The organism is Crossiella cryophila, assembly GCF_014204915.1.
Classification (GTDB): Bacteria; Actinomycetota; Actinomycetes; order Mycobacteriales; family Pseudonocardiaceae; genus Crossiella; species Crossiella cryophila.
The window spans coordinates 9,363,053-9,386,536 of sequence record NZ_JACHMH010000001.1 but is presented as its reverse complement, the minus strand read 5'-3'; the positions used below and the strand labels follow the sequence as shown (position 1 = coordinate 9,386,536).

Below are 23,484 nucleotides of genomic sequence, written 5' to 3'. Positions count from 1 at the left end.
CTGAACGCAGGTCGCCGGGGACCGAGCCAACTGGGAGTGCAATAGCAGTGGAGGAACAGAAGATCGTCCAGCGTAACCTCGCGCTGCAGCGCGAGTGGTACGGCGAACCGCTGGGAGACCGGGTCCGGCGGCTCGTGGTCGCCTACGACATCTCCCAGGCGCAGCTGGCCGACGTGCTCGGCATCAGCGCGCCCATGCTCAGCCAGGTCATGAGCGGACGACGGGCGAAGATCGGCAACCCCTCGGTGCTCGCCAGGATGGTCATGCTGGAGCGGCGGGTGCTGACCCCCGGTGTCGCCGCCGGTGAGAAGTCCGCCATCGACGAGGCGCTGGTGCAGGTCCGTGACTCCCGGCCCAAGGTGAGCATGGACACCCTGCCGGTGGACGAGGGTCGCGCCGAGCAGACCGCGCTCAACCGGCTGCGCGATCTGGCGGTGGCCGAGGAACTCAGCGGCGCGGCCGATCTGCTGGCCGGCCGCTACCCGGCGCTGGCCGATCTGCTGCGACGGGCGGCGGAGGAGTCCTGAGCCAGGCCAGGCTGTTCACCGCGCTCTGGCCGCCGGCCGAGGCGCTCGGCCATCTCGCCGAGTGCGTCGGCGGGCTCGACGGGATCGGTCAGAGTGTGCGTGCCGAGCCCGTCGAGCGGTGGCACCTCACGCTGTGTTTCCACGGCCCGGACTCGATCGAGGACCGGACCCTCGCGCTGACCGGGCAGCTGCGCGGACTGCGCGCGCCGCGACTGCGGATCGGCGGCTGGGGCGAGTTCCGCGGGGTGCTCTGGGCCGGGATCCAGTACGCGAGCCCGGCCGACGAACTCGCGCTGCGCGCGCTCGCGCTGGCCGCGGGCGCCGACCCGGAGCGGTACACCCCGCACCTGACCCTGCTGCGCTTCGCCGGGGACCGCCCGGAAATGAGTTCGCTGACCACCCGGCTGGCCGACTACACTGGGCCGTGGTGGACGCCAGCGGAGGTAGATCTGGTCCGCAGTGACCAAACCCCGCGTGGTCCCAGCTATCACTCTGTGGCGCGGCTCGCCCTGACCGGCTGAGACGCACTGCGCCGAACGGCTGCTACCCTCAATCTTTGGGTCCGGCTGCGTTCCGTGGCGGCTGGCACCGTCCAACCCCCGCCGGATGGGCGAGGGGTCCGCACGGAACGAGCGAAGTACAGGAGTAACACGCGTGGCACTGTCCACTGACCAGAAGAAGACCATCCTCGGCGAGTACGGCACCCACGAGTCGGACACCGGCTCGCCGGAGGCGCAGGTCGCCCTGCTGAGCAAGCGCATCAGCGGGCTCACCGAGCACCTCAAGACCCACAAGCACGACCACCACTCGCGTCGCGGGCTGCTGCTGATGGTCGGCCGCCGTCGTCGCCTGCTCGACTACTTGAAGAAGAGCGACATCGAGCGCTACCGAGCGCTGATCGCTCGCCTCGGCCTGCGCCGATGAGCTGAAACCGAGGGGGAGCGGCCGAGCCGCTCCCCCTCGGTTCATCACGATCGCGTCCCGCAGACCGGGCGCGAACAGGCTGGATGCAGTAGAAAACCAGCCAGAACCCCACAGGGGCCCGCGCCGTCCCAGGCAGCGGAAGTGCGGACGCCGGTCCTCGGTAGTGGTTCCCGGGCGGGATGCCCGGGAGCTTCGATCGAAGACCGGCAGACATTCGTCGCGACACTTCCGCCGGGACAGCCGCGTGGTGGCCCTACACAGAGAGAACCAAAGAGGAGTAACCACGTGACCGATGTCGAGATCTACGAATCGACCGCTGTTCTGGACAACGGAAAGTTCGGCTCCAGGACCGTTCGGTTCGAGACCGGCCGCCTGGCCCGTCAGGCCGCGGGCAGCGTCGTCGCCTACCTGGACGACGACACCATGCTGCTCTCCGCCACGACGGCGTCCAAGCACCCCAAGGACCACCTCGACTTCTTCCCGCTGACGGTGGACGTCGAGGAGCGCATGTACGCCGCGGGCCGTATCCCCGGCTCGTTCTTCCGCCGCGAGGGCCGTCCCTCCACCGACGCGGTGCTCACCTGCCGGCTGATCGACCGTCCGCTGCGCCCGTCCTTCGTGGACGGTCTGCGCAACGAGATCCAGGTCGTCGTCACCGTGATGAGCCTGTCCCCGACCGACCTGTACGACGTGCTGGCGATCAACGCCGCCTCCGCGTCCACCCAGCTCGCGGGTCTGCCCTTCTCCGGGCCGATCGGCGGCACCCGGGTCGCCCTGATCGAGGGCCAGTGGGTCGCCTTCCCGACCTACGAGCAGCTCGAGAACGCCGTGTTCGACATGGTCGTCGCGGGCCGCATCGTCGGTGACGACGTCGCGATCATGATGGTCGAGGCCGAGGCCACCGAGAAGACCATCGAGCTGGTCGCCGGTGGCGCCGCCGCCCCGACCGAGGAGATCGTCGCGGCCGGCCTGGAGGCCGCCAAGCCGTTCATCAAGGCGCTGTGCGAGGCCCAGCAGGAGCTGGCCGCCGACGCCGCCAAGGCGACCGCGGACTACCCGGTCTTCCTGGCCTACGAGGCCGACGTCTTCGCCGCGGTCGAGGGCGCTGTCGCCGCCGACCTGACCCAGGCGCTGACCATCGCGGACAAGCAGGAGCGCGAGACCCGTCTGGACGAGCTGAAGGCCAAGGTGCTCGACTCGCTCGTGCCCGACGCCGACGCCGAGTTCGCCGGCCGGGAGAAGGAGATCGGCGCGGCCTTCCGCTCGCTGACCAAGAAGTCGGTGCGCCAGCGCATCCTGCGCGACCAGGTCCGCATCGACGGCCGTGGCGTCAGCGACATCCGCAGCCTCGGCGCCGAGGTCGCGGTCATCCCGCGCACCCACGGCTCCGCGCTGTTCGAGCGCGGCGAGACCCAGATCCTGGGTGTCACCACGCTGAACATGCTGCGCCTCGAGCAGCAGATCGACTCGCTCTCGCCCGAGACGCACAAGCGCTACATGCACCACTACAACTTCCCGCCGTACTCCACCGGTGAGACCGGCCGGGTGGGCTCGCCCAAGCGTCGCGAGATCGGTCACGGCGCGCTGGCCGAGCGGGCGCTCATGCCCGTGCTGCCCACCCGCGAGGAGTTCCCCTACGCGATCCGCCAGGTCTCCGAGGCGCTGGGCTCCAACGGCTCCACCTCGATGGGCTCGGTCTGCGCCTCCACCATGTCGCTGTTCAACGCCGGTGTGCCGCTGAAGGCGCCGGTCGCGGGCATCGCCATGGGCCTGGTCTCCGACGAGGTCGACGGCAAGACGCGCTACGTCGCGCTGACCGACATCCTCGGCGCCGAGGACGCCTTCGGCGACATGGACTTCAAGGTCGCGGGCACCAAGGAGTTCATCACCGCGCTCCAGCTCGACACCAAGCTCGACGGCATCCCCTCCGACGTGCTCGCCGGCGCGCTCGACCAGGCCCGCGACGCGCGGCTCACCCTGCTGGAGGTCATGGCCGAGGCCATCGACCGCCCGGACGAGATGAGCCCGTACGCCCCTCGGGTGACCTCGGTGACCATCCCGGTCGACAAGATCGGCGAGGTGATCGGGCCGAAGGGCAAGATGATCAACTCGATCACCGACCAGACCGGTGCCGACATCTCCATCGAGGACAACGGCACCATCTACGTCGGGGCCGCGGACGGTCCGTCCGCCCAGGCCGCGATCGACATGATCAACGCCATCGCCAACCCGCAGCTGCCGAAGGTCGGCGAGCGCTTCCTGGGCACCGTGGTCAAGACCGCGGCCTTCGGCGCGTTCGTCTCGCTGCTGCCGGGCAAGGACGGCCTGGTGCACATCTCCAAGCTGGGCAACGGCAAGCGGATCAACAAGGTCGAGGACGTGGTCAAGGTCGGTGACAAGCTCCGGGTGGAGATCGCCGACATCGACCAGCGCGGCAAGATCAGCCTCGTCGTGGTGAACGAGGAGGACGCCGCCAAGGCCGACACCGGTGCCGAGGTCAGCGCCGAGGGTGCTGCCACCCCGGAGCCGGCTGACGCGTGACGTCGCGGAACAACAGGGCAGGGGGCGCTTCCGGCGCCCCCTGCGCCGTATCGGAGGGCTTTGTGACCGAGGTGTTGGAGCGCACCTCGGAGGACTGCGCAGTGCAGCGCACCATGCTGCCGGGCGGCCTCCGGGTGATCACCGAACAACTGCCAGGGGTGCGCTCGGCGTCCGTGGGGATCTGGGTGGCCATCGGCTCCCGGGACGAGCCGCAGGAGGTCGCGGGCGCCGCGCACTACCTGGAGCACCTGCTGTTCAAGGGCACCAAGCGGCGTAACGCGGTGCAGATCGCCGAGGAGATCGACGCGGTCGGCGGCGAGCTGAACGCGTTCACCGCCAAGGAGCACACCTGCTACTACGCGCACGTGCTCGACGCGGATCTGCCGCTGGCGGTGGACCTGGTCGGTGACGTGGTCTTCGACGCGGTGTGCGCCGACGCGGACATGGAACTCGAGCGCGGCGTGGTCCTGGAAGAGATCGCCATGCGCGATGACGACGCCGAGGACCTGCTGCACGAGGCGTTCTGCACGGCCATGCTCGGCGACCACCCGCTGGGGCGGCCGGTGCTCGGCTCCGAGGAGTCGATCACCGCGATGAGCCGGGACGCGCTCTACGGCTTCTACCGGGACAACTACACGCTGCCCCGGATGGTGCTGGCCGCGGCCGGCAACGTGCGGCACGAGCAGGTGCTGGAGCTGGCGCAGGTCGCACTCGGCGACCGGCTGACCGGCAACCCGGCGCCGCTGCCGCCTCGGGTCGGCACCGCGGAGATCATCCGCGGGCCGAAGCTGGTGCTGTGCGAGGACGACACCGAGCAGGCGCACCTGATGCTCGGCGTGCCCGCGCTGGACCGGCACGACGAGCGGCGCTTCGCACTGGGCGTGCTCAACGCGGCACTGGGCGGCGGGATGAGTTCCCGGCTGTTCCAGGAGGTCAGGGAGCGGCGCGGGCTGGCGTACTCGGTCTACTCCTCGGTCGCCGCCTACGCCGACACCGGGCATCTCGCGGTGTACGCGGGGTGCCAGCCGGAGCGGCTGGGCGCGGTCGCGGGCGTGGTGCGCTCGGTGCTGACCGGTATCGCCAGGGACGGGCTGCGGCCCGCCGAGGTGGCCAGGGGCAAGGGGCAGTTGCGCGGTGGGCTGGTGCTGGGGCTGGAGGACACCAGTTCCCGGATGTCCCGCATCGGCAAGGGCGAGCTGAACTACGGCGATCACCTGACCGTGGAGGAGACCCTCGCGCGGATCGACTCGGTGACCGCCGAGCAGGTGGCCGAACTCGCACGTGAATTGTTGGAACGCCCGCTCAGCGCCGCGGTGGTGGGGCCGTACGCTTCTGCCGACGATTTGCCAACCGAGGTGCACGAGGTGATCGCATGACGGCCCCCGTCCAGTCAGCCGGACGCAGCGCCGAGGAGCCGATTCGCGTCGGGGTGCTCGGCGCACGCGGCCGGATGGGCGCCGAGGTGTGCCGCGCGGTGGACGCCGCGCAGGACATGGAACTGGTCGCCATGGTCGACGAGGGCGACTGGCTGGCCGGTGTCGGCGACGCTGGTGCCGAGGTGGTGGTGGACTTCACCCACCCCAGCGCGGTGATGGACAACGTCCGCTTCTGCGTCGAACGCGGCATCCACTGCGTGGTCGGCACCAGCGGCTTCAGCGACGCGCGGCTGGAGGAGATCCGCGGCTGGCTCCGGGAGAAGCCGGAGCTGGGCGTGCTGGTGGCGGCGAACTTCGCCATCGGCGCGATCCTGTCGATGCGCTTCGCCGAACTGGCCGCGAAGTACTACGAGTCGGTGGAGATCGTCGAGCTGCACCACGCGCGCAAGGCCGACGCGCCCTCCGGCACCGCGCACCGCACCGCCCAGCTCATCGCCGCGGCCAGGGACAAGGCGGGCATGGGGCCCATCCCGGATGCCACCACGCAGGAGCAGGACGGTGCCCGCGGCGCGGACGTCGACGGCATCCGGGTGCACTCGCTCCGGCTGTCCGGCCTGGTCGCGCACCAGGAGGTGCTCTTCGGCACGGCGGGGGAGACGCTGACGATCCGGCACGATTCGCTGGACCGCAGCTCGTTCATGCCGGGCGTCCTGCTGGGCATCCGCGCGGTGCGCACCCGCCCCGGCCTGACCCTCGGCCTGGAATCCCTGCTCGACCTGTGAACGCCCGCAGAGTCGCCTACATCCTCACCGCGGTGCTCGCGGTGTACCTGGTGCTGTTGGCCGAACGCGCCTACACCCTGGTCACCTCGGGCACCGCCGTGGCCTTCATCCTGGGCCTGGCCATCCTGATCCTGCCGATCCTGGGCGCCTGGATGGTCCTGGCCGAGCTGCGTTTCGGCAGCCGCACGGAGGCGCTGGCCCGTCGACTGGACGAGGCAGGCGAGCTGCCCGACGTCAGCGACCTGCCCCGGCGACCGTCGGGACGGGTGGAACGAGACGCGGCGGACGCCTGGTTCGCCGAGCGCAAGGCCGAGGTGGACGCGGCGCCGCAGGACTGGCGCGGCTGGTTCAAGCTCGCGCAGGCCTATGACATCGCGGGGGACCGGCGGCGGGCGCGTGAGGCGATGCGCAAGGCCATCGAACTGGGCAACACCACCTGATTTGACCGCTGGGGCTCGGCTCGCGCCCCCGCCGACCTCAGAGCAGCCAGCCGCTGACCAGTGCCGGTGCGGCGGCCAGCGCCGCGAAACGGGCGAAGCGGCCGATCAGGCAGGCCGAGACGAAGTTCAGCAGGGACACCCTGGCGACGCCGGCGATCACCGCGATCGCGGCGTAGGGCGGCACGCTCGCGGTCGCGCTCAGCAGCATCACCGAGTACGACCAGCCCGGCCGACGGGCGCACACCTCGCGGAAGCGGTCGACGCGCACACTCCACTTGCCCTTGGGCCGTTCCGGATCGCGTTCGCGGCGCAGGAACTTCGGCAGGGTGATGTCGCCGCGGCCGGCGTAGAAGTACAGCAACTTGCCTGCCACCTGGCCGACGGCCACCACCAGCCCCATCGCCCACCAGGGCAGTTGCGGCTGGGCCAGCACCACGGCGAGCACGTACGCCTCGAGCACGATGATGGGGATCAACGCCGACGCGATGCCCATGCCCAGGCTCAGCGCCAACCACATCAGCACACCGCGCTCCCGCCTCGTCGGGCGCCAGCGTACCCGTGAGCTGCGGCGACCTACTCCACCAGGGACAACTCCAGAGAACCCGTCAACCGGAGTTCACGCAGCGGCCGGCCACCGGCGTCCAGGGTGCGGATGGTGCCGTCGGTGTCCCAGCCCGCGGAGCGGAAGAAGCTCAGCGAGGCCTGGTCCGCCTCGGCCACCCAGGTCACCCCGCGCTGGGCGCCCTGGTCCCGGAGCCGGGCGGCGGCCGTGGCCAGCAGCCGGCCGGCGTGGCCGCGGCGGCCCCAGCGGGGCTCCACCAGCAGCACGCTGACCAGCGCGGTCGACTCGGCGTCCACCGGCAGTGCGCCGTCCGCGGCCGCGATCTCCTCGATGGGAGCCGGCCCGGCGGCACAGAAGCCGACCACCCACTCGCCCTCGGTGGCCACCAGCACCGTGGCCGGGCCCGTGGTGACCGCCTCCAGCCACAGCCGTTCGGTCTCCTCGGCATCCAGCCCGGCCAGCACCTCGGCGGGCAGGATCGCCGCGTACGCGGTCTGCCAGGTGACCTGTTGGATGCGGGCGATCTCGGCGGCGTCAGTGGGGAGTGCGGGCCGGACGGCGGCGTCTGCCATGCGAGACAACCTAGCCGGTTGCCCGCTGCGATATAACTTAGGCAAGGCTAACCAAAGCAAAGTCACACTCCTGGGGGTTGTCTTGACCGAGGTGCCCGACACCGAGAATTCCGAGCACTCCGCCGTCGCACCGCGCTCGCCCGCCGAGCTGTTGCCGATCGCCTACGGCTTCGCCTACACGCACGTACTGCGCGTGGTCCTGGAACTACGGCTGCCCGAATTGCTCGCCGAGCGCCCCCGGGACATCGCCGAACTCGCCACCGCGACCCGCTCGCACGAGCCGTCGCTGTACCGCCTGACCCGGTTGCTGATCGCCTTCGGACTGGTCGAGGACCGCGACGGCGTGCTGCACCTCACCGAACTCGGCCGGTACCTGCGCGCCGACGTGCCCGGTTCGGTCCGCGGCGCCATCGAACTCGCCCTCGACCCGGTGCTCAGCCACGCCTGGACCGAACTCGGCCACACCGTGCGCACCGGCGAGACCGCCTTCGACCACGTGCACGGCCACGGACTGTTCCGGCACCTGGACGCCGATCCGGCCGCCGCGGCCACCTTCCACCGGGTGATGGCGGGCTCGACCCGGGTGGTGCTGCCCGCGGTGGTCAGCGCCTACGACTTCGGTCCGCTGCGCACCCTGATCGACGTCGGCGGCGGGGACGGCACCCTGCTCGCCGCGTTGCTCTCGGCCTACCCGGCGCTGCGCGGCACCGTCTTCGACACCCCGGCCGCGATCGGCGCCGCGGCCGGGGTGTTCGCCGCGGCGGGGGTGGCCGACCGCGCCGACACCCAAGCCGGGGACTTCTTCGCCTCGGTGCCCGAGGGCGCGGGCGGATACCTGCTCAAGAGCATCCTGCACGACTGGTCGGACGCGGACTCGGTGCGGATCCTGCGCAACTGCCGCGCCGCGATGCGCCCTGGCGGGCGGGTGCTCGTGGTCGAACCGGTGGTCGCCGAGGACCCGGCCGGGGCGGGTGGGCTGCATGCGGCGATGAGCGATATCCAGATGCTCGTGCTCACCCCCGGCCGGGAGCGCACGCTGGCCGAGTTCGCCCGGGTGTTCGCCGACAGCGGGCTGGTCCTCGTCGGGGTGCACCCGTTGCCGGACTCGCCCGCGCTGCACCTGCTGGAGGCGCAGGCCGCCTGAGCCGGGGGTGGTGACGGACGCGGGCCCGCGCGCCCGCGTCCGTCACCGTGACAAAAGTCGTGTGGGTCACACTCCGGAGATCTGCTTGATCCAGGAGCGCATTCCGGTGATGTCGGCGTAGCCGCCGAACCCGTCGTTCTGGGTGGGCTTGTGGCCGATCGAGCACACGCCGACCTGCACCCCGTTGACGATGATCGGACCGCCGGAGTCGCCGCCGGCGACCTCGCCGTTGTTGCGCACGCAGATCAGCGTGTTGTCCCCGGCGCAGCCGAGCGAGGCGACGCTGCCGGTGGCGTACTTGAGGTTCTCCGGCAGCGGGCCGGACCAGTCGGACTTGTCCGCACCCCAGCCGTAGATGGTGTCGGCGGAGCCGACCCGCACCGAACCGGCCGCGCCGAGCCGCGAGTAGGTGGTGTTGATGTCCCGGTCGAGCTGAACCAGGCTCACGTCGTTGCGGCCGCTGTAGTTGACCAGGCGGGTGGCCTTGGCGGTCTGGCCGCCGCTGCTGCGCTTGAGCGAGCCGACCCGGACGGTGAAGTTGGCGACCGGGCGCTGGGTGCAGTGCCGCGCGGTGAGCACCCAGCGCGGCGCGATGATCGAGGCGGTGCAGGTGTGGCTGCCGTTGTAGGCCAGCGAGACGATCCAGGGGATGTTCTGGGTGACGGTGCTGCCGCGGACGATGAACGGCTCGACGTCGCCTGCGGCCGGCGGGGCGGTGGCGTCGGGGGCCAGGGGGTGGGCGATGGTGGCGTTGTCGGCGGCGGCTGTGGTGGAGCCGGTGGTGGTGTCGGCGGTGGTGGCTGAGTTGGTCGCGTCGGTGGTCGTGCCCGGGGTGGCGGTGGCGGCTGGGGAGGCGGTGGCGGCGGTCGCGCAGACGAATAGCGCCAGCACGGCGGCGCGCAGGAGCTTGGTCTTTCCTCGCATGGTGGGTCCTTCGCAGGGATGGTCACGCACAGGGATGCGGCGGCGGTAGCCTGGCCGCAGGGCCGAGTGTGCGAGCCTCGCGCGAGGAGCGGATCCCTTCGTAGGGACCGTGGAAATCGTCGAAAACGCGGTTCTCCAGGTAACCGTTCTCCTGGGTCGGTGGGACAGGCAGAAGGGCGCCACCCGGCAGGATGACGCCCTTCCTTGCTGCCCCTCGGTCGTCAGACGCCCGCGTAGGAGCGGATCCAGGTGCGGAACAACGCGACGTTGGTGTAGCCGGCCCAGCCGCTACCGGCCGGCTTGTGGCCGATGGCGCACACGCCGCCCTGGACCATCTGGCCGGACTGCGGGTTGCGCACGTACACCGGGCCGCCGGAGTCGCCGCCGGCGATGCTGCCGTTGGTCTGGGTGCACAGCACCCTCGGGTTCGCCGAGGCGCAGTTGGCGTCGGAGACCCTGCCGTCGGCGTACTTCAGGCGCTCGGGCAGCGGGCCGGACCAGTCCGCCTTCTCCGAGCCCCAGCCGTAGGCGGTGGCCGCCTGGTTGGTGGCGATGTCCGCGCTGGTCGCGAGCACCGAGTAGGTGGTGTTGATGCTGCGGTCCAGCTCGACCAGGGCGATGTCGGCGTTCGGCCAGGAGTAGCTCGGGTGCTTGATCACCCGGGTGGCGTTGGCCGTGGTGCCGCCGCTGCTGCGGGTCAGTGAGCCGACCCGCACCGAGTAGGTGCCCGCCGCCTCGACGCAGTGCGCCGCGGTGAGCACCCAGCGGGCCGCGATGATGCTGGAGGTGCAGGTGAAGCCGCCGTTGCGGTGCAGGGCGGAGATCCACGGCTTGGCGGAGCTGACGAATCCGCCGCCGACGATGAGCGGGTCCACGTCCTGGGTGGTCGTGGGCGCGGCGGCGGCGGGCAGGGCGCCGAGCAGCAGGGAACCGCTCACCGCGATGGTGGCCAGGATGGAACGCAGGGTCTTCTTCCCTCGCATGGTCAAACCCCTCGATCGGCGAACCGCCGTGCCAGTGCAGGGGGGCGCGGCGGTCCGGAATGGTGAAGCCGGACAGAGTGTGGGTGCCGTCACACTTTCGGCTGAACCCCTCTAACGGCGGGTGTGGCTCGGAGTTTTGAACAAACGTTGGCGGCGGGCGATCTTGTCAGGGGTGGCTGCGATGATCCGCCGGGTGCAGACCATGAGCCCGGCCGCTGCCCGGCGGACCGCCCTGGCCGCCCAGGGATTCGCCGAACCCCGCCCCACCGCGACCCCGACCCGGCGGCACCTGCAACGGGTGCTGGAACGGACCCAGCTCATCCAGCTGGACTCGGTCAACGTCGCGGTGCGCGCGCACTACGCGCCGCTGTTCAGCAGGCTCGGCGCGTACCCGACCGAACTGCTCGACGAGGCCGCCTGGTCGCACAGCGCGCGCCGGCCGCGGCTGCTGGTGGAGTACTGGGCGCATGAGGCGAGCGTGGTGCCGGTGGCGGACTGGCCGCTGTTCCGGTGGCGGATGCGGCACTACGAATCGTTGCGCGGCAGGCACTGGAAGGCCGCGGTGGACACGCCGGCGCTGGTCGAGGACGTGCTGGCCGCGGTCAAGGAGCTGGGGCCGGTCGGCGCGGGCGCGCTGGAGAAGGCGCTGGGCGGGCAGGGGCGCGGGCCGGGGGCCTGGTGGGAGCGCTCGGAGGTGAAGATGGTCTGTGAGTACCTCTTCGCCGTCGGCGGGCTGACCACCGGCACCCGGCGTTCCTTCGAGCGGCTCTACGACCTGCCGGAACGGGTGATTCCGGCGGAGTTCCTCGGTCAGCCGGAGCTGCCGGAGGCGGACGCGCACCGGGAGCTGATCCGGCGGTCCGCGGTGGCGCTGGGTGTGGCCACCGAGACCGATCTGCGCGACTACTACCGGCTGCCGGTGGCCGGCGCCCGGCAGGCGGTGGCCGAGCTGGTCGAGGAGGGCGAGCTGGAGCCGGTCGAGGTGCTCGGCTGGGGCCGCCAGGCCTATCGGCACGTGCGGGCGCGGACCCCGCGCAAGGTGCCCGCACGGGCCTTGCTGTGCCCGTTCGACCCGCTGATCTGGGAACGGGCCCGCACCGAGCGGCTGTTCGACTTCCACTACCGGATCGAGATCTACGTGCCCGCGCCCAAGCGGGTGCACGGCTACTACGTGTTCCCGTTCCTGCTGGAGGAGCGGTTGTCCGCCCGCGTCGACCTCAAGGCGGACCGGGCCGCCGGGCTGCTGCGGGTGCCGGGGGCGTTCCTGGAGGACGGGCCGGACAAGCCGCCGCGGGCGCGGGTGGTCGCCGAACTGGCCGACGAACTGACGCTGATGGCGGACTGGCTCGGGCTCTCCGGGGTGGCGATCGGCGGGCGCGGCGACCTGGCCAAGGACCTGGCCGCCGCGCTCCGCTGATCCCCCGACCGCCACCACCCCCGGGGCGGTCCGAACGGCGCCGACCTACCAGGAGGAGGTCGTCACCACGACGTTGCCGTAGCCGGTGCGGCCGGTGATGCGCAGCGGCAGGTCCTCCGGCGGGGTGTCGCCGTGGACCTCCAGCTCACTGCGTGCCTGCCCGTAGCTGGACTCCAGGTCCAGCTCGGCGGCCACGCCCGGCCGGATCGCGATGCGCAGCTCGCCCGAGCCGGTGCGCAGTTCCAGCTTGCCCTCGGCGGCGTCGGCCACGGTCAGGTCGCCGGTGCCGGTGCGCACCCGCACATCGGCCTGCACCGCGCCCAGCCACACGCTGCCGCGGCTGGTGGTCAGCTCGCTCGGACCGCCGACCGAGGAGACCTCCAGGTCACCGCTGCCGCTGCGGGCGCGCAGGCCGCCGAGCATCGGGCCGAGCCGGACGCTGCCGGAACCGGCGTTGACCGAGGCGGCGCCGTCGGCCCGGTCCACCGAGATCTGGCCGGTGCCGGTGTTGACGTCGAGCCGGTTCGCGGTGCCGGTGACGGTGACGTCGCCGGAACCGCTGTGCGCGGTCAGGTGCGAGCCGTTGGGCGCCTGCACCTCGACCTTCACCGGGACCAGGCGCAACGGCAGGTCGGACGGGGTGCGCACGCGCAACCGGTTGCCGGTGAACTCCACCGTGGTGCGGCGCAGCACCTCGGCGCCGACCTCGGCCGGGTCGCGGGTCGCGCCCGCCGAACCGAACTGGTCGGTTACCCAGGTGAGCAGGCCGGTGAGCTGGTTGCCGAAGCCGGTGGCAAGGCCGGGATCGTGGGTGAGCCGCACGTGCACCCCGGGTTTGTCGCTCAGCCGCACCTCGATCCGGCCGGAGCCGATCTCCACGTGCACCTCGCCCGGTCCCTCGGCGGCGAACTCCTCGACCCTGGTCGCGGCGGGGCCGGTGTTGGCCTCGGTCATGATCACATCCACCCCTCTGTCCTCAGCCCTGGACCCAGCCGCGCAACCGGCTGTTGGTCGCCTCGCCCCGCTGTTCGCTGCGCCGCTGCTGACGCCACTCGTGACGTCGCGACCGATCGTCCGTGCCCTGCCCGTGCAGAGCGCCCTGCACCGCCTGGGACAACCAGGAGTTCAGCGACACGCCCTGGGCGTTGGCCGCCTTCTCCGCCTTGCCCTTGAGTTCCTCGAACAGCCGCAGCGTGATCCGGCTGATATCGCCGCCCTCACCCAGCGGGGGGAACGGCGGCAGTGGTGGCGGAGGCGGTGGCGGCACCGAATCCGCGCTGGGAGACTGCCGCTGACCAGCGGCGGGAGTGACCACGACGCGCACGTCCCTGCCATCGAGACGCACGTCCACCAGCTGTCCGTCCAGCGTCGCGGTGACCTCGGCGGCCAGGTCGGAGAGCGCGTTCATGATGGCCAGCCGAGCCGCCGGCTCCAGCGCGGCGGCCAGCAGGGCCGCGGTGCGCCGGGTCTGCTCGTCCCCGGCCGAGGCGGCGGTGGTCAGGTCCTCCCGCAGTCCGTTGACGTAGCTCGTGAGATCCATGACGCCACTATGGCGTCGCTAGTGACGTCAGTCAAGGAAAGGGTGGCGGCGAGGTGCTGTCAACGGGGTCTGCTGCACGTCGGGGACAAGGCGAACTACTGTGTTCGCCGTGACTCAGACGGTGCAGCCGAAGGTTCAGCTCATTGGGAAGACCGAGTTCTTCCCGCCGGCCGACGTGCCGTGGTCCACCGACGCCGACGGCGGCGAGGCGCTCGCGGAGTTCGCCGGCCGCGCCTGCTACCAGTCCTGGAGCAAGCCCAACCCGGCCACCGCCTCCAACGCCGGCTACCTGCGGCACATCCTGGAGGTCGGCCACCTCTCCGTGCTCGAGCACGGCTCGGTCAGCTTCTACTTCACCGGCCTGTCCCGCTCGCTCACCCACGAGCTGATCCGGCACCGGCACTTCTCCTACTCCCAGCTCTCCCAGCGCTACGTGCCCGAGCGGGACGCCGCCATGGTCGAGCCGGACGTCATCGCCGAGGACCCGGAACTGCACCGGATGTTCCTGGCCGCGGCCGAGGCCAGCGTGGCCGCCTACAACGAGCTGCTCGAGGGCCTGGAGCGCAAGTTCGCCGACGTCAAGAACGCCACCCTGCGCCGTAAGCAGGCGCGGCAGGCGGCGCGGGCGATCCTGCCCAACGCCACCGAGACCCGCATCGTGGTCACCGGCAACTACCGCGCCTGGCGGCACTTCATCGCGATGCGCGCCACCGAGCACGCCGACGTGGAGATCCGCGCGCTGGCCGTGGAGTGCCTGCGCCAGCTGCACAAGGTCGCGGCGAACGTCTTCAACGACTTCGAGATCTCCACGCTGGCCGACGGCACCGAGGTCGCCTCCAGCCCGCTGGTCACCGAGGGCTGAGCCCGCGCGGATGCGGCTGGAACTGCTCACCGGGACCGCGCTGGCCGGGCTGCGGCCGCGGGTGGCCACGGCCTACGCGGCCGCGTTCGCGGCGCCGCCGTACGCCTACGACCAGGCCAAGGTCGACCGCGCGCTGAACACCCTCGGTTTCGCCGCGGCCCAGCCCGGCGCGGCCGCGGTGCTGGCCCTCGACGCCGACGACACCGTGCTCGGCGCGGGCTGGGGCTGGGTGACCCCACCCGGCCTGCACGTGCCGGACAGCCCGTTCACCCGGCTCTACGCCACGGTGGCCGAGGCCATCGGCGGCGAATCGGTCGCGCACGAGCTGCTGCCCGGCCGGTTCGAGCTGCTCGAGTTGTTCGTGCACCCGGACCGGCAGGGCGAGGGGCTGGGCCGGGCGCTCGCGGCCGCGGTGCTCGACGGCCGTGGCGGCTGGCTGCTGGCCTGGCCGTCGGCGCCCGCGCACGCCGCCTACCTGCGCTGGGGCTGGACCGAGCGCGGCCGCTTCGGCAACCGGCACGGCGAGCAGGTGGCGGTGCTCACCGTGGAGCCGGCGTAGCGGACCGGTAGTCCGGTTGTAGGGTGGCGGCATGGGCATCGCGCGGACGGAACGCCGGGAACTGGTCGAGCTGTTCACCGCGGTCGGGCCGGACGCGCCGACCCTGTGCGGGGAATGGACCACCCGGGACCTGGCCGCGCACCTGGTGCTGCGGGAACGCCGTCTGGACGCGGCTCCCGGCATCGCGCTGAGCGCCTTCGCCGGGCACACCCAGCGGGTGCAGGATGCCTTCGCCGCCAAGCCGTGGGCCGAGCTGGTCGACCTGGTCCGCACCGGCCCGCCCTGGTACTCCCCCTACGGCCTGCCCGGCCTGGAAGACCTGGTCAACGGGGCCGAGTACTTCATCCACCACGAGGACGTCCGGCGCGCCCAGCCGGACTGGGAGCCGCGTGAGCTGGACCAGGAACCGCTGTGGCGCACGGTCCGGATGTCGGCCCGGCTGACCTACCGCAAGAGCCCGGTCGGCCTGGCGCTGGCGCGTCCGGACGGGCAGCGCGCGGTGATCAAGAAGGGGCCGAGCCCGGTGACCATCGTGGGCGAGCCCGCCGAGCTGCTGCTGCACTCCTTCGGGCGGGAACAGGCCAGGGTGGAACTGCAGGGAGACCCGCGCGCGGTGGCCGTGGTGGAGAATCTCGACCGCAGCATGTGACTCGCCGGAGTATTCGCGGCGCGGCATGTGAACTGCGGCAAACGGGGGCCGCGCGGTCAGGGCGGGATCGAAAGCGTTGTAGCGTTTCAGACCATGACCGCTTGCCCCACCGCACAACCTGGCCGGCCGTTCGGCCAGGTGCTTGTCGCCATGGTGACGCCCTTCGACGCCGCAGGAGCTCTCGACCTCGACGCGGCCCAGAAACTGGCCGCCCACCTGGTCGCCAAGGGCTGCGACGGCCTGGTCCTCAACGGCACCACCGGCGAATCCCCGACGACCTCCGACACCGAGAAGGCCGAGCTGGTCCGGGCCGTGGCCGACGTCGTGGGCGACCGCGCCGCGGTGATCACCGGCGTCGGCACCTATGACACCGCGCACAGCGTGCACCTGGCCATGGAGGCGGCCAAGGCGGGTGCGCACGGCGTGCTCGTGGTGACCCCGTACTACTCGCGCCCACCGCAGTCCGGCCTGCTCGCGCACTTCAGCGCGGTGGCGGACGCGACCGAGCTGCCGGTGATGCTCTACGACATCCCGCCGCGCAGCATCGTGCCGATCGAGGTGGACACCTTCCGCAAGCTCGCCGAGCACCCGCGGATCGTCGCGGTCAAGGACGCCAAGGGCGACCTGACCGCGGGCACCCAGGTGATGGCCGACACCGGCCTGGCCTACTACTCCGGCGACGACGTGCTCAACCTGCCCTGGCTCTCCGTCGGCGGGATCGGGTTCGCCAGCGTCATCGGCCACGTCGTGCCGGACAAGCTGGTGCGCATGCTGCGCGCCTACGAGTCGGGCGATGTGGCCGGGGCACGCGCGGTGCACACCGCGCTGTTGCCGATCTATGCCGCGTTCGCCAAGCTCGGCGGCGTGATCTTCAGCAAGGCCGCGCTCCGGTTGCAGGGCATCGAGGTGGGCAACCCCAGGTTGCCGCTGCCGCCCGCCACCCCGGAGCAGGTCGAGCTGGTTGCGGCGGCTCTGCGCGCCGCGGATGTGGAGGTTTCCCGCTAGTGATCGACATCGCGGCAGTGCTGCCCACCAACAAGCCGGGCCCGCTGCCCGACGGCGGACTTCGAGTGGTCGCCCTCGGCGGCATCGGCGAAGTCGGCCGCAACATGACCGTCTTCGAGCACGCCGGGCGGATGCTCGTCGTGGACTGCGGCGTGCTCTTCCCCGAGGACGACGCGCCCGGCGTCGACCTGATCCTGCCGGACTTCCGCGCGCTGGAATCCCGGCTGGACGACATCGACGCGCTGGTGCTCACGCACGGGCACGAGGACCACATCGGCGCGGTGCCGTTCCTGCTGCGGTTGCGGCCGGACCTGCCGGTGGTCGGCTCCCGGTTCACCCTCGCGCTGCTGGCCGCCAAGTGCAAGGAGCACCGGCAGAACCCGGTGCTGATCGAGGTGGTGGAGGGCGAGCACCGCAGCTTCGGACCGTTCGAGCTGCAGTTCCTCGCGGTCAACCACTCCATCCCGGACGCGCTCGCGGTGGCCATCCGCACCGAGGCCGGGCTGGTCCTGCACACCGGTGACATCAAGCTGGACCAGCTCCCGCTGGACGGCAGGCTCACCGACCTGGCCGGTTTCCACCGGCTCGGCGACGAGGGCGTGGACCTGTTCCTGGTCGACTCGACCAACGCCGAGGTGCCCGGGTTCGTCACGCCGGAACGCCAGATCGGGCCGGTGCTCGACGGCGTCATCGGCAAGGCCAAGCAGCGGGTCATCGTGGCCTGTTTCGCCAGCCATGTGCACCGGGTGCAGCAGGTGCTGGACGTGGCGGCCACGCACGGGCGGCGGGTGACCTTCGTCGGCCGCTCGATGGTCCGCAACATGGGCATCGCCGCCGATCTGGGCCTGCTCACCGTGCCGGAGGGCCTGCTGGCCGACCTGGACGAGGCCATGCAGCTGCCCGAGGACCAGGTGGTGTTCGTCTCCACCGGGTCGCAGGGTGAGCCGCTGTCCGCGCTGTCCCGGATGGCCCGTGGCGAGCACCGGCAGATCAGCATCCGCGCCGGGGACATGGTCGTGCTGGCCAGCTCGCTCATCCCCGGCAACGAGACCGCGGTCTTCGGCGTGGTCAACGGCCTGGTCCGGCTCGGTGCGCAGGTCGTGCACCAGGGCACGGCCAAGGTGCACGTCTCCGGACACGCCTCCGCGGGCGAGCTGCTGTACCTGTACAACGCGGTCCGGCCGAGCAACGTCATGCCGGTGCACGGCGAGTGGCGGCACCTGCGTGCCAACGCCGAACTGGCCACGCTGACCGGGGTGCCGCCGGAGCGGGTGGTCATCGCCGAGGACGGCGTGGTGGTGGACCTCATCGACGGCGCGGCGAGCATCGTCGGGCGGGTCGAGGTCGGGCACGTGTACGTGGACGGCCTCTCCGTCGGCGACGTCGGCGAGTCGACCCTGTCCGACCGGCTGGTGCTCGGCGAGGGCGGGTTCATCGCGATCGTCGTGGCCGTCGAGTCCGCCACCGGCCGGGCGGTCACCCCGCCGACGGTCTCCGGGCGCGGGTTCTCCGACGACCCGAAGGCCCTCGACCAGGTGGTCCCGCTGGTGGAGATGGAGCTGGCGCGCACCGAGGCGGAGAACATCACCGACCCGCACCGCATCGCCCAGTCGGTGCGCCGCGTGGTCGGGCGGTGGGTCGCCGAGACCTACCGGCGCCGGCCGATGATCGTGCCGACCGTCATCCCGGTCTGAGCGACGACGGACCCGGCGAGCCGGGAGAACGGTTCTCCGGGTAACCCGTTTTTCGGGCTGGAGAGCCTGGTCGACGAGTTCGGCGACCGGGCCACGAATCAGTACGAGACGCGAACCGGCCGCACTCCGAGAAGGAGGGCGGCCGGTCGCGTAAGCGTGGTCAGAGTGGCTGTGGTCAGCGTGGGTGGGGGTCAGCGCGGGGTGATCAGAGCTGGTCCGGGGTCCACGGGCTGCGGGACTCGGTGGGCCGGGTCGCGTCGTGGAACTTCAGCTTCTCCAGCTCGCCGGGGCGGATGCCGATCATGCCCTTGGCGATCTCGCGCATGATCCGGTCCCGGGCGCGGGCGGCGTCACCCGGTTTGGCCGGGGACAGGTCCGACAGGTCCGGCGGGGCGCCGAAGTGCACGCGGAAGGTCGGGCGGTTCTTCACCGCGCGGAACCAGGACATCATCAGCGGCTTGAAGTCCGACCAGCCGCTGACCACCAACGTGCCCCAGATCACCGCCTCGTGCGCGCCGAACTGGCTCACCGGCACCACCGGCACCCCGGCGGCGAGCGCGATCCGGGCCGCGCCGGTCTTGCCGCGTTCCGGCCACAGGCCGGGATCGCGGGTGACCCGGCCCTCGGGGTAGATGAGCAGCGAATGGCCGTCGCCGAGTGCCTGGACCGCGCTGTCCATGGCCTGGACGACCGTGCGCTTGCCGCGGTCCACCCGGACATGTCCGCAGCGCCGCCACACCCAGCCGGCGATCGGGGCGTCGAAGATGCCACCGGTGGACATCAGCGACGGCGCGAGGCCGGCCTTGTGACAGGCCGCGACCAGCACGAAGCCGTCGAAGACGCCGATGTGGTTGGAGGCCAGCAACACCGGGCGGCCACGCAGCTCAGCCGGGACTTCCCCGGTGACCACGAGTTTCCCGGTGAGGGCGACGAGGGCGCGATCCGCGGCCATCAACGCCCGCCAGAGCCTGGAGGACCGACGGGCCGGAACCGACCGGCGTGTCGGATCGTCTGGAACCGAATGCAGAGCAACCATGACAGGTGCAGCATCGCATGCCGCCCAACCTCGCGACCCCACCACTTCCTAATTCGTCATGACTGAGGCTCCTGTGACGGGAGTGACGACTGTGACGGAAGGGGCGAGCCGACTACCGTGTGGAGCATGGCGAACCGAACAGCGGCCTCGAAGAGGGGAGGCGGCGGCTCCTCCCGTGCCCGTGCGAGTTCGTCCAGGTCACGCGGGAAATCCACGGCCAAGGCGCCCGCCAAACGCCCCGCGGCCAAGGGCAGGACCAAGGCGAAACCGAAGCCCAGCGGCGGCGGCGCGATCACTCGCGGTGTGCGCGGCGGCTGGGGGCTGATCGCCAAGGGCGTGGGCGGCATGGCCCGCGCGGTGGGCCGCACCAAGGAACTCGACCCCGGCCACCGCAGGGACGGACTGGCGCTGGTCTTCATCGCCGCCGCGGTGATCGTGGCCGCCGGGGCCTACTGGCACGCGGGCGGACCGGTCGGCCGCTGGGTGGAGATCGGCGTGCGCACCGTGATCGGCGCCGGCGTCGTGGTGCTGCCGCTGCTGCTGGCCGGAGTCGCGGTGGTGCTGATGCGCTCGGACCCGCAGCCCGAACGCCGCCCCAGCCTGGTGGTCGGCGCGCTGCTGGTCACGCTGCCCGTGCTCGGTCTGCTGCACATCTTCTCCGGCCGCCCGGAGACCCTGGAACTGCGCTGGTGGGCCGGTGGCGAACTCGGCTACCTGGCGGGCGATCCGCTCGCCCGCGGGCTCAGCGGCTGGGTCGCGGTGCCGCTGCTGATGCTGATCGCCGTCTACGGCCTGCTGGTGCTCGACGGCACCCCGGTGCGAGAGGTGCCCAACCGGCTGCGCGAGCTGACCGGCCTGCGCGAGGACGAGGACGAGGCCCCCGAGGAGGAGCCCGACCTCGACGCCGCCGACCCGGCCAAGGTCCGGTTGCGCAGGCCCTCCCGCCGTCGGCAGGCCACCATGAGCGAGGACGCCGAGGCGCCCGACTCCGGCCTGGACCTGGTCGCGCCCACCCCAGCCAAACCGGCCCGGCCGAGCAAGGTCGCCGCCGCCGCGACCGCCGCCGAGCCGCCGCCTCCGGCGAAACCCCAGCAGACCCGGCTGGACCTGGTCCGCGAGGTCGAGGGCGACTACCAGTTGCCGCCGACCACGCTGCTCAAGGACGGCGACCCGCCGAAGGCACGCAGCAAGGCCAACGACTCGATGATCGAGGCCATCACCGGGGTGCTGGAGCAGTTCTCCATCGACGCCCAGGTCTCCGGGTTCACCCGGGGGCCGACGGTGACCCGGTACGAGGTCGAACTCGGGCCAGGGGTGAAGGTCGAGAAGATCACCGCGCTGACCAAGACCATCGCCTACGCGGTGGCCACGGACAACGTGCGGCTGCTCGCGCCGATCCCCGGCAAGTCCGCGGTCGGCATCGAGGTGCCCAACAGCGACCGCGAGATGGTGCGGCTGGCCGACGTGCTCAAGTCCACCACCGCGGTCTCCGACCAGCACCCGCTGGTGATCGGCCTCGGCAAGGACATCGAGGGCCACATGGTCACCGCGAACCTGGCCAAGATGCCGCACCTGCTGGTCGCGGGCTCCACCGGCTCCGGTAAGTCCAGCTTCGTCAACTCGATGCTGGTCTCGCTGCTGGCCAGGGCCACCCCCGATGAGGTCAGGATGATCCTGATCGACCCGAAGATGGTGGAACTGACCCCGTACGAGGGCATCCCGCACCTGATCACGCCCATCATCACCCAGCCGAAGAAGGCCGCGGCCGCGCTGGCCTGGCTGGTCGAGGAGATGGAGCAGCGCTACCAGGACATGCAGGTCAACCGGGTCCGGCACATCGACGACTTCAACGCCAAGGTGCGCACCGGCGAGATCACCGCGCCGCTGGGCAGCGAACGCGTGTACCGGCCCTACCCCTACATCCTGGCCATCGTCGACGAGCTGGCCGACCTGATGATGACCGCGCCGCGCGATGTCGAGGACGCGATCGTGCGGATCACCCAGAAGGCCCGCGCGGCAGGCATCCACCTGGTGCTGGCCACCCAGCGGCCCTCGGTGGACGTGGTCACCGGCCTGATCAAGACGAACGTGCCGTCCCGGCTGGCCTTCGCGACCTCCTCGCTGACCGACTCCAGGGTCATCCTGGACCAGCCCGGCGCGGAGAAGCTGATCGGCATGGGCGACGGCCTGTACCTGCCGATGGGCGCCTCCCGGCCGGTGCGGGTGCAGGGCGCCTACGTCGGCGACGACGAGATCACCGCGCTGGTCAACTTCACCAAGGACCAGGCCCAGCCCGACTACGCCGACAACGTCACCGCGGCCAAGCCCGGCGAGGCCAAGGAGATCGACCCGGACATCGGCGACGACCTCGAACTGCTGGTGCAGGCCACCGAGCTGATCGTGACCAGCCAGTTCGGCTCCACCTCGATGCTGCAGCGCAAGCTGCGGGTCGGCTTCGCCAAGGCGGGCCGGTTGATGGACCTGCTGGAGACCCGCGGCGTGGTCGGCCCGTCCGAGGGTTCCAAGGCCCGCGAGGTGCTGATCAAGCCGGACGAGCTGGACTCGGTGCTGTACCTGCTCCGCGGCGGTGGCGGCGGCGCCCCGGCAGAAGAGGACTGACCGGGCGGGACGAGAACTCCAGGCAAGACGTGAACGGACCCGGGCCGCGCAGGGAATGCGACCCGGGTCCGTTGTCGTCAGCGGTTCAGCTCAGCGGTGCCTTGCGCGGGCTCACGTGCCCCAGCGGCGGACGGCCGCGTAGTACAGGTCGGCGATGCGGTTGCAGGCCCAGTTGCCCTTGCAGATGCCGTACAGGTCGGACTTGAACTTGTTGTCCACGCGGGCCTTGGCATCGGCGTTCCAGCGGCCCTGCTTCTTGAAGTTCCGGTACCCGAAGTCGTGCCGGTGGCACGCCGGGGTGAAGTTGAAGCCGACCGGCTTGTCCGGCGACCAGGAACACGCGTCCGAGGACCAGTCGAGCTGGCCGTTGTACGGCCGCTGGTTGCGGATCGTGGAGAACTCGCCCAGCGATTTGCTGAACATGTAGCTGTCGGTGACCGCCCTGATGTCGACGGCCTGCGCCACACCAGACCCGGCGAGCAGGCCGAAGGTGGCGGCGATCGCGACCAGAGCGCTGGTGAGAACCTTGCGGATCCCGGCAGGGGAATTGTTCACGGTGAACCCCAGTTCTGTGGTGTGAACTACACGTGAGGTTCCTACCGGGCGGTAGCGGCCGCTGGCTGCACTCCGTTCGAAGATTGAGTGAAGGCTTGACTACGTTGTGACCTGGCTCACTTCATGATCACCTTCGCCGATCACAGCTCCAGCAGCATCCGGGTGTTGCCCAGGGTGTTGGGTTTGACGTAGGGCAGGTCCAGGAACTCGGCCACACCGGCGTCCGGGGATCGCCGGATCTCCTCGTAGATCTCCGCGGTCACCGGGGTGCCCTGGATCTCGACGAAGCCGTGCCGCCGGAAGAAATGCTCCTCGAAGGTCAGCACGAAGATCCGCATCAGCCCCAGCTGGTTGGCCACGTCCACCAGCTGGCGCACGATCGCGCCGCCGACGCCCTTGCCCCGGGCGGTGGGATCCACCGCGACCGTGCGGATCTCGGCCAGGTCCTCCCACAGCACGTGCAGGGCGCCGCAGCCCACGAGCGACCCCTCCAGTTCGGCGACCCAGAACTCCTGCACCGACTCATACAGGGTCACCAGGTCCTTCTCGAGCAGGATGTCCTTGCTCGCGTACAGGTCCACGAGGGCCTTCATGGACCGCACGTCCCGCGTCCGCGCGCGGCGCACGGTGATCGCGTCACTCACGACAGATCAACGTAATCGCTTCGGCGCGGAAAGGCTCCGTTCCGTTCCCCTCAAGTCTTCTTCCTCTCAATACTTTGCCTTCCGCGCCGCCCCGCGCTTCGCCCTCGACGGTAGGTCCGGGGCAGGTCC

The 23,484-nt window shown here is 71.2% G+C and carries 24 protein-coding genes; 15 read left to right on the top strand and 9 right to left on the bottom strand.

Annotated elements, in window-relative coordinates; translation table 11 throughout:
- Positions 1-47 precede the first annotated feature (47 nt).
- The 7 genes from HNR67_RS40275 (at position 48) to HNR67_RS40245 (ending at position 6,590) form a co-directional block, all read left to right on the top strand.
- Positions 48-527: a helix-turn-helix domain-containing protein gene (locus HNR67_RS40275; RefSeq protein ID WP_185008810.1), complete on the top strand. Its 480-nt coding sequence runs from the start codon at positions 48-50 to the stop codon at positions 525-527.
- A gap of 95 nt (positions 528-622) precedes the next feature.
- Positions 623-1,048 (top strand): 2'-5' RNA ligase family protein, encoded by a 426-nt coding sequence (locus HNR67_RS40270; RefSeq protein WP_185008809.1) that lies wholly within the window; start codon positions 623-625, stop codon positions 1,046-1,048.
- A 133-nt stretch (positions 1,049-1,181) separates the two neighbouring features.
- A complete protein-coding gene (gene rpsO / locus HNR67_RS40265; protein WP_185008807.1) occupies positions 1,182-1,451 on the top strand; it encodes a 30S ribosomal protein S15 in 270 nt (89 codons plus the stop codon).
- Between the two features lie 285 nt (positions 1,452-1,736).
- On the top strand, positions 1,737-3,992 hold the full coding sequence (locus tag HNR67_RS40260) for a polyribonucleotide nucleotidyltransferase (RefSeq protein WP_185008805.1): 2,256 nt from the start codon (positions 1,737-1,739) through the stop codon (positions 3,990-3,992).
- A gap of 113 nt (positions 3,993-4,105) precedes the next feature.
- A complete protein-coding gene (locus HNR67_RS40255; RefSeq protein ID WP_185011669.1) occupies positions 4,106-5,368 on the top strand; it encodes a M16 family metallopeptidase in 1,263 nt (420 codons plus the stop codon).
- A complete protein-coding gene (gene dapB / locus HNR67_RS40250) occupies positions 5,365-6,150 on the top strand; it encodes a 4-hydroxy-tetrahydrodipicolinate reductase (RefSeq protein WP_185008803.1) in 786 nt (261 codons plus the stop codon). The genes HNR67_RS40255 and dapB overlap by 4 nt, the downstream gene beginning before the upstream one ends.
- A complete protein-coding gene (locus HNR67_RS40245; RefSeq protein ID WP_185008801.1) occupies positions 6,147-6,590 on the top strand; it encodes a hypothetical protein in 444 nt (147 codons plus the stop codon). The genes dapB and HNR67_RS40245 overlap by 4 nt, the downstream gene beginning before the upstream one ends.
- A 37-nt stretch (positions 6,591-6,627) precedes the next feature.
- Here the strand turns inward: HNR67_RS40245 and HNR67_RS40240 are convergent, their stop codons facing one another.
- Positions 6,628-7,107: a VTT domain-containing protein gene (locus HNR67_RS40240; protein WP_221491383.1), complete on the bottom strand. Its 480-nt coding sequence runs from the start codon at positions 7,105-7,107 to the stop codon at positions 6,628-6,630.
- A gap of 56 nt (positions 7,108-7,163) precedes the next feature.
- Positions 7,164-7,724, bottom strand: coding sequence for a GNAT family N-acetyltransferase (locus HNR67_RS40235; protein ID WP_185008797.1), 561 nt, complete (start codon positions 7,722-7,724; stop codon positions 7,164-7,166).
- 91 nt (positions 7,725-7,815) lie between these two features.
- Between HNR67_RS40235 and HNR67_RS40230 the strand changes: the two genes are divergently transcribed.
- Positions 7,816-8,868: a methyltransferase gene (locus tag HNR67_RS40230; protein ID WP_312989707.1), complete on the top strand. Its 1,053-nt coding sequence runs from the start codon at positions 7,816-7,818 to the stop codon at positions 8,866-8,868.
- Positions 8,869-8,934: 66 nt separating this feature from the next.
- Here HNR67_RS40230 and HNR67_RS40225 read toward each other — a convergent pair whose 3' ends face one another.
- Positions 8,935-9,792, bottom strand: coding sequence for a S1 family peptidase (locus HNR67_RS40225; RefSeq protein ID WP_185008793.1), 858 nt, complete (start codon positions 9,790-9,792; stop codon positions 8,935-8,937).
- Between the two features lie 221 nt (positions 9,793-10,013).
- Complete coding sequence (locus tag HNR67_RS40220; RefSeq protein WP_185008791.1) at positions 10,014-10,775, bottom strand: S1 family peptidase; 762 nt, start codon at positions 10,773-10,775, stop codon at positions 10,014-10,016.
- Positions 10,776-10,956: 181 nt separating this feature from the next.
- Here HNR67_RS40220 and HNR67_RS40215 point away from each other — a divergent pair, with 181 nt between their 5' ends.
- Positions 10,957-12,192: a winged helix-turn-helix domain-containing protein gene (locus HNR67_RS40215; RefSeq protein ID WP_185011667.1), complete on the top strand. Its 1,236-nt coding sequence runs from the start codon at positions 10,957-10,959 to the stop codon at positions 12,190-12,192.
- 45 nt (positions 12,193-12,237) lie between these two features.
- On the opposite strand, the gene HNR67_RS40210 is transcribed toward HNR67_RS40215, so the two are convergent.
- Together HNR67_RS40210 and HNR67_RS40205 are read right to left on the bottom strand one after the other, a co-directional pair.
- Positions 12,238-13,146 carry a DUF4097 family beta strand repeat-containing protein gene (locus HNR67_RS40210; protein ID WP_185008790.1) on the bottom strand — a complete coding sequence of 303 codons (909 nt, stop codon included), beginning with the start codon at positions 13,144-13,146 and terminating at the stop codon, positions 12,238-12,240.
- A 22-nt stretch (positions 13,147-13,168) separates the two neighbouring features.
- The gene (locus HNR67_RS40205; RefSeq protein WP_185008789.1) at positions 13,169-13,732 is read right to left on the bottom strand and encodes a toxin-antitoxin system HicB family antitoxin; all 564 of its coding nucleotides are present in this window, start codon (positions 13,730-13,732) and stop codon (positions 13,169-13,171) included.
- A gap of 109 nt (positions 13,733-13,841) precedes the next feature.
- On the opposite strand from HNR67_RS40205, the gene thyX reads away from it, so the two are divergent.
- From thyX to HNR67_RS40180, 5 genes are all read left to right on the top strand, one after another.
- Positions 13,842-14,594 (top strand): FAD-dependent thymidylate synthase, encoded by a 753-nt coding sequence (thyX, locus tag HNR67_RS40200; RefSeq protein WP_185008788.1) that lies wholly within the window; start codon positions 13,842-13,844, stop codon positions 14,592-14,594.
- Between the two features lie 10 nt (positions 14,595-14,604).
- Positions 14,605-15,153: a GNAT family N-acetyltransferase gene (locus tag HNR67_RS40195; RefSeq protein ID WP_185008787.1), complete on the top strand. Its 549-nt coding sequence runs from the start codon at positions 14,605-14,607 to the stop codon at positions 15,151-15,153.
- 31 nt (positions 15,154-15,184) lie between these two features.
- Complete coding sequence (locus HNR67_RS40190) at positions 15,185-15,802, top strand: TIGR03085 family metal-binding protein (protein WP_185008786.1); 618 nt, start codon at positions 15,185-15,187, stop codon at positions 15,800-15,802.
- Between the two features lie 93 nt (positions 15,803-15,895).
- Positions 15,896-16,807: a 4-hydroxy-tetrahydrodipicolinate synthase gene (gene dapA, locus HNR67_RS40185; RefSeq protein WP_185008785.1), complete on the top strand. Its 912-nt coding sequence runs from the start codon at positions 15,896-15,898 to the stop codon at positions 16,805-16,807.
- Positions 16,807-18,501: a ribonuclease J gene (locus HNR67_RS40180; protein WP_374205820.1), complete on the top strand. Its 1,695-nt coding sequence runs from the start codon at positions 16,807-16,809 to the stop codon at positions 18,499-18,501. Before dapA ends, HNR67_RS40180 begins: the two co-directional genes overlap by 1 nt.
- Before the next feature lie 205 nt (positions 18,502-18,706).
- Here HNR67_RS40180 and HNR67_RS40175 read toward each other — a convergent pair whose 3' ends face one another.
- Positions 18,707-19,453, bottom strand: coding sequence for a lysophospholipid acyltransferase family protein (locus HNR67_RS40175; RefSeq protein WP_246492701.1), 747 nt, complete (start codon positions 19,451-19,453; stop codon positions 18,707-18,709).
- A gap of 210 nt (positions 19,454-19,663) precedes the next feature.
- Here HNR67_RS40175 and HNR67_RS40170 point away from each other — a divergent pair, with 210 nt between their 5' ends.
- Positions 19,664-22,156 (top strand): FtsK/SpoIIIE family DNA translocase, encoded by a 2,493-nt coding sequence (locus HNR67_RS40170; protein WP_185008782.1) that lies wholly within the window; start codon positions 19,664-19,666, stop codon positions 22,154-22,156.
- A gap of 111 nt (positions 22,157-22,267) precedes the next feature.
- Here the strand turns inward: HNR67_RS40170 and HNR67_RS40165 are convergent, their stop codons facing one another.
- Both HNR67_RS40165 and HNR67_RS40160 read right to left on the bottom strand, forming a co-directional pair.
- Positions 22,268-22,711, bottom strand: a complete 444-nt coding sequence (locus tag HNR67_RS40165) for a phospholipase (protein WP_247760404.1) — start codon at positions 22,709-22,711, stop codon at positions 22,268-22,270.
- Positions 22,712-22,851: 140 nt separating this feature from the next.
- A complete protein-coding gene (locus HNR67_RS40160; RefSeq protein ID WP_185008780.1) occupies positions 22,852-23,355 on the bottom strand; it encodes an amino-acid N-acetyltransferase in 504 nt (167 codons plus the stop codon).
- Between the last annotated feature and the right edge of the window lie 129 nt (positions 23,356-23,484).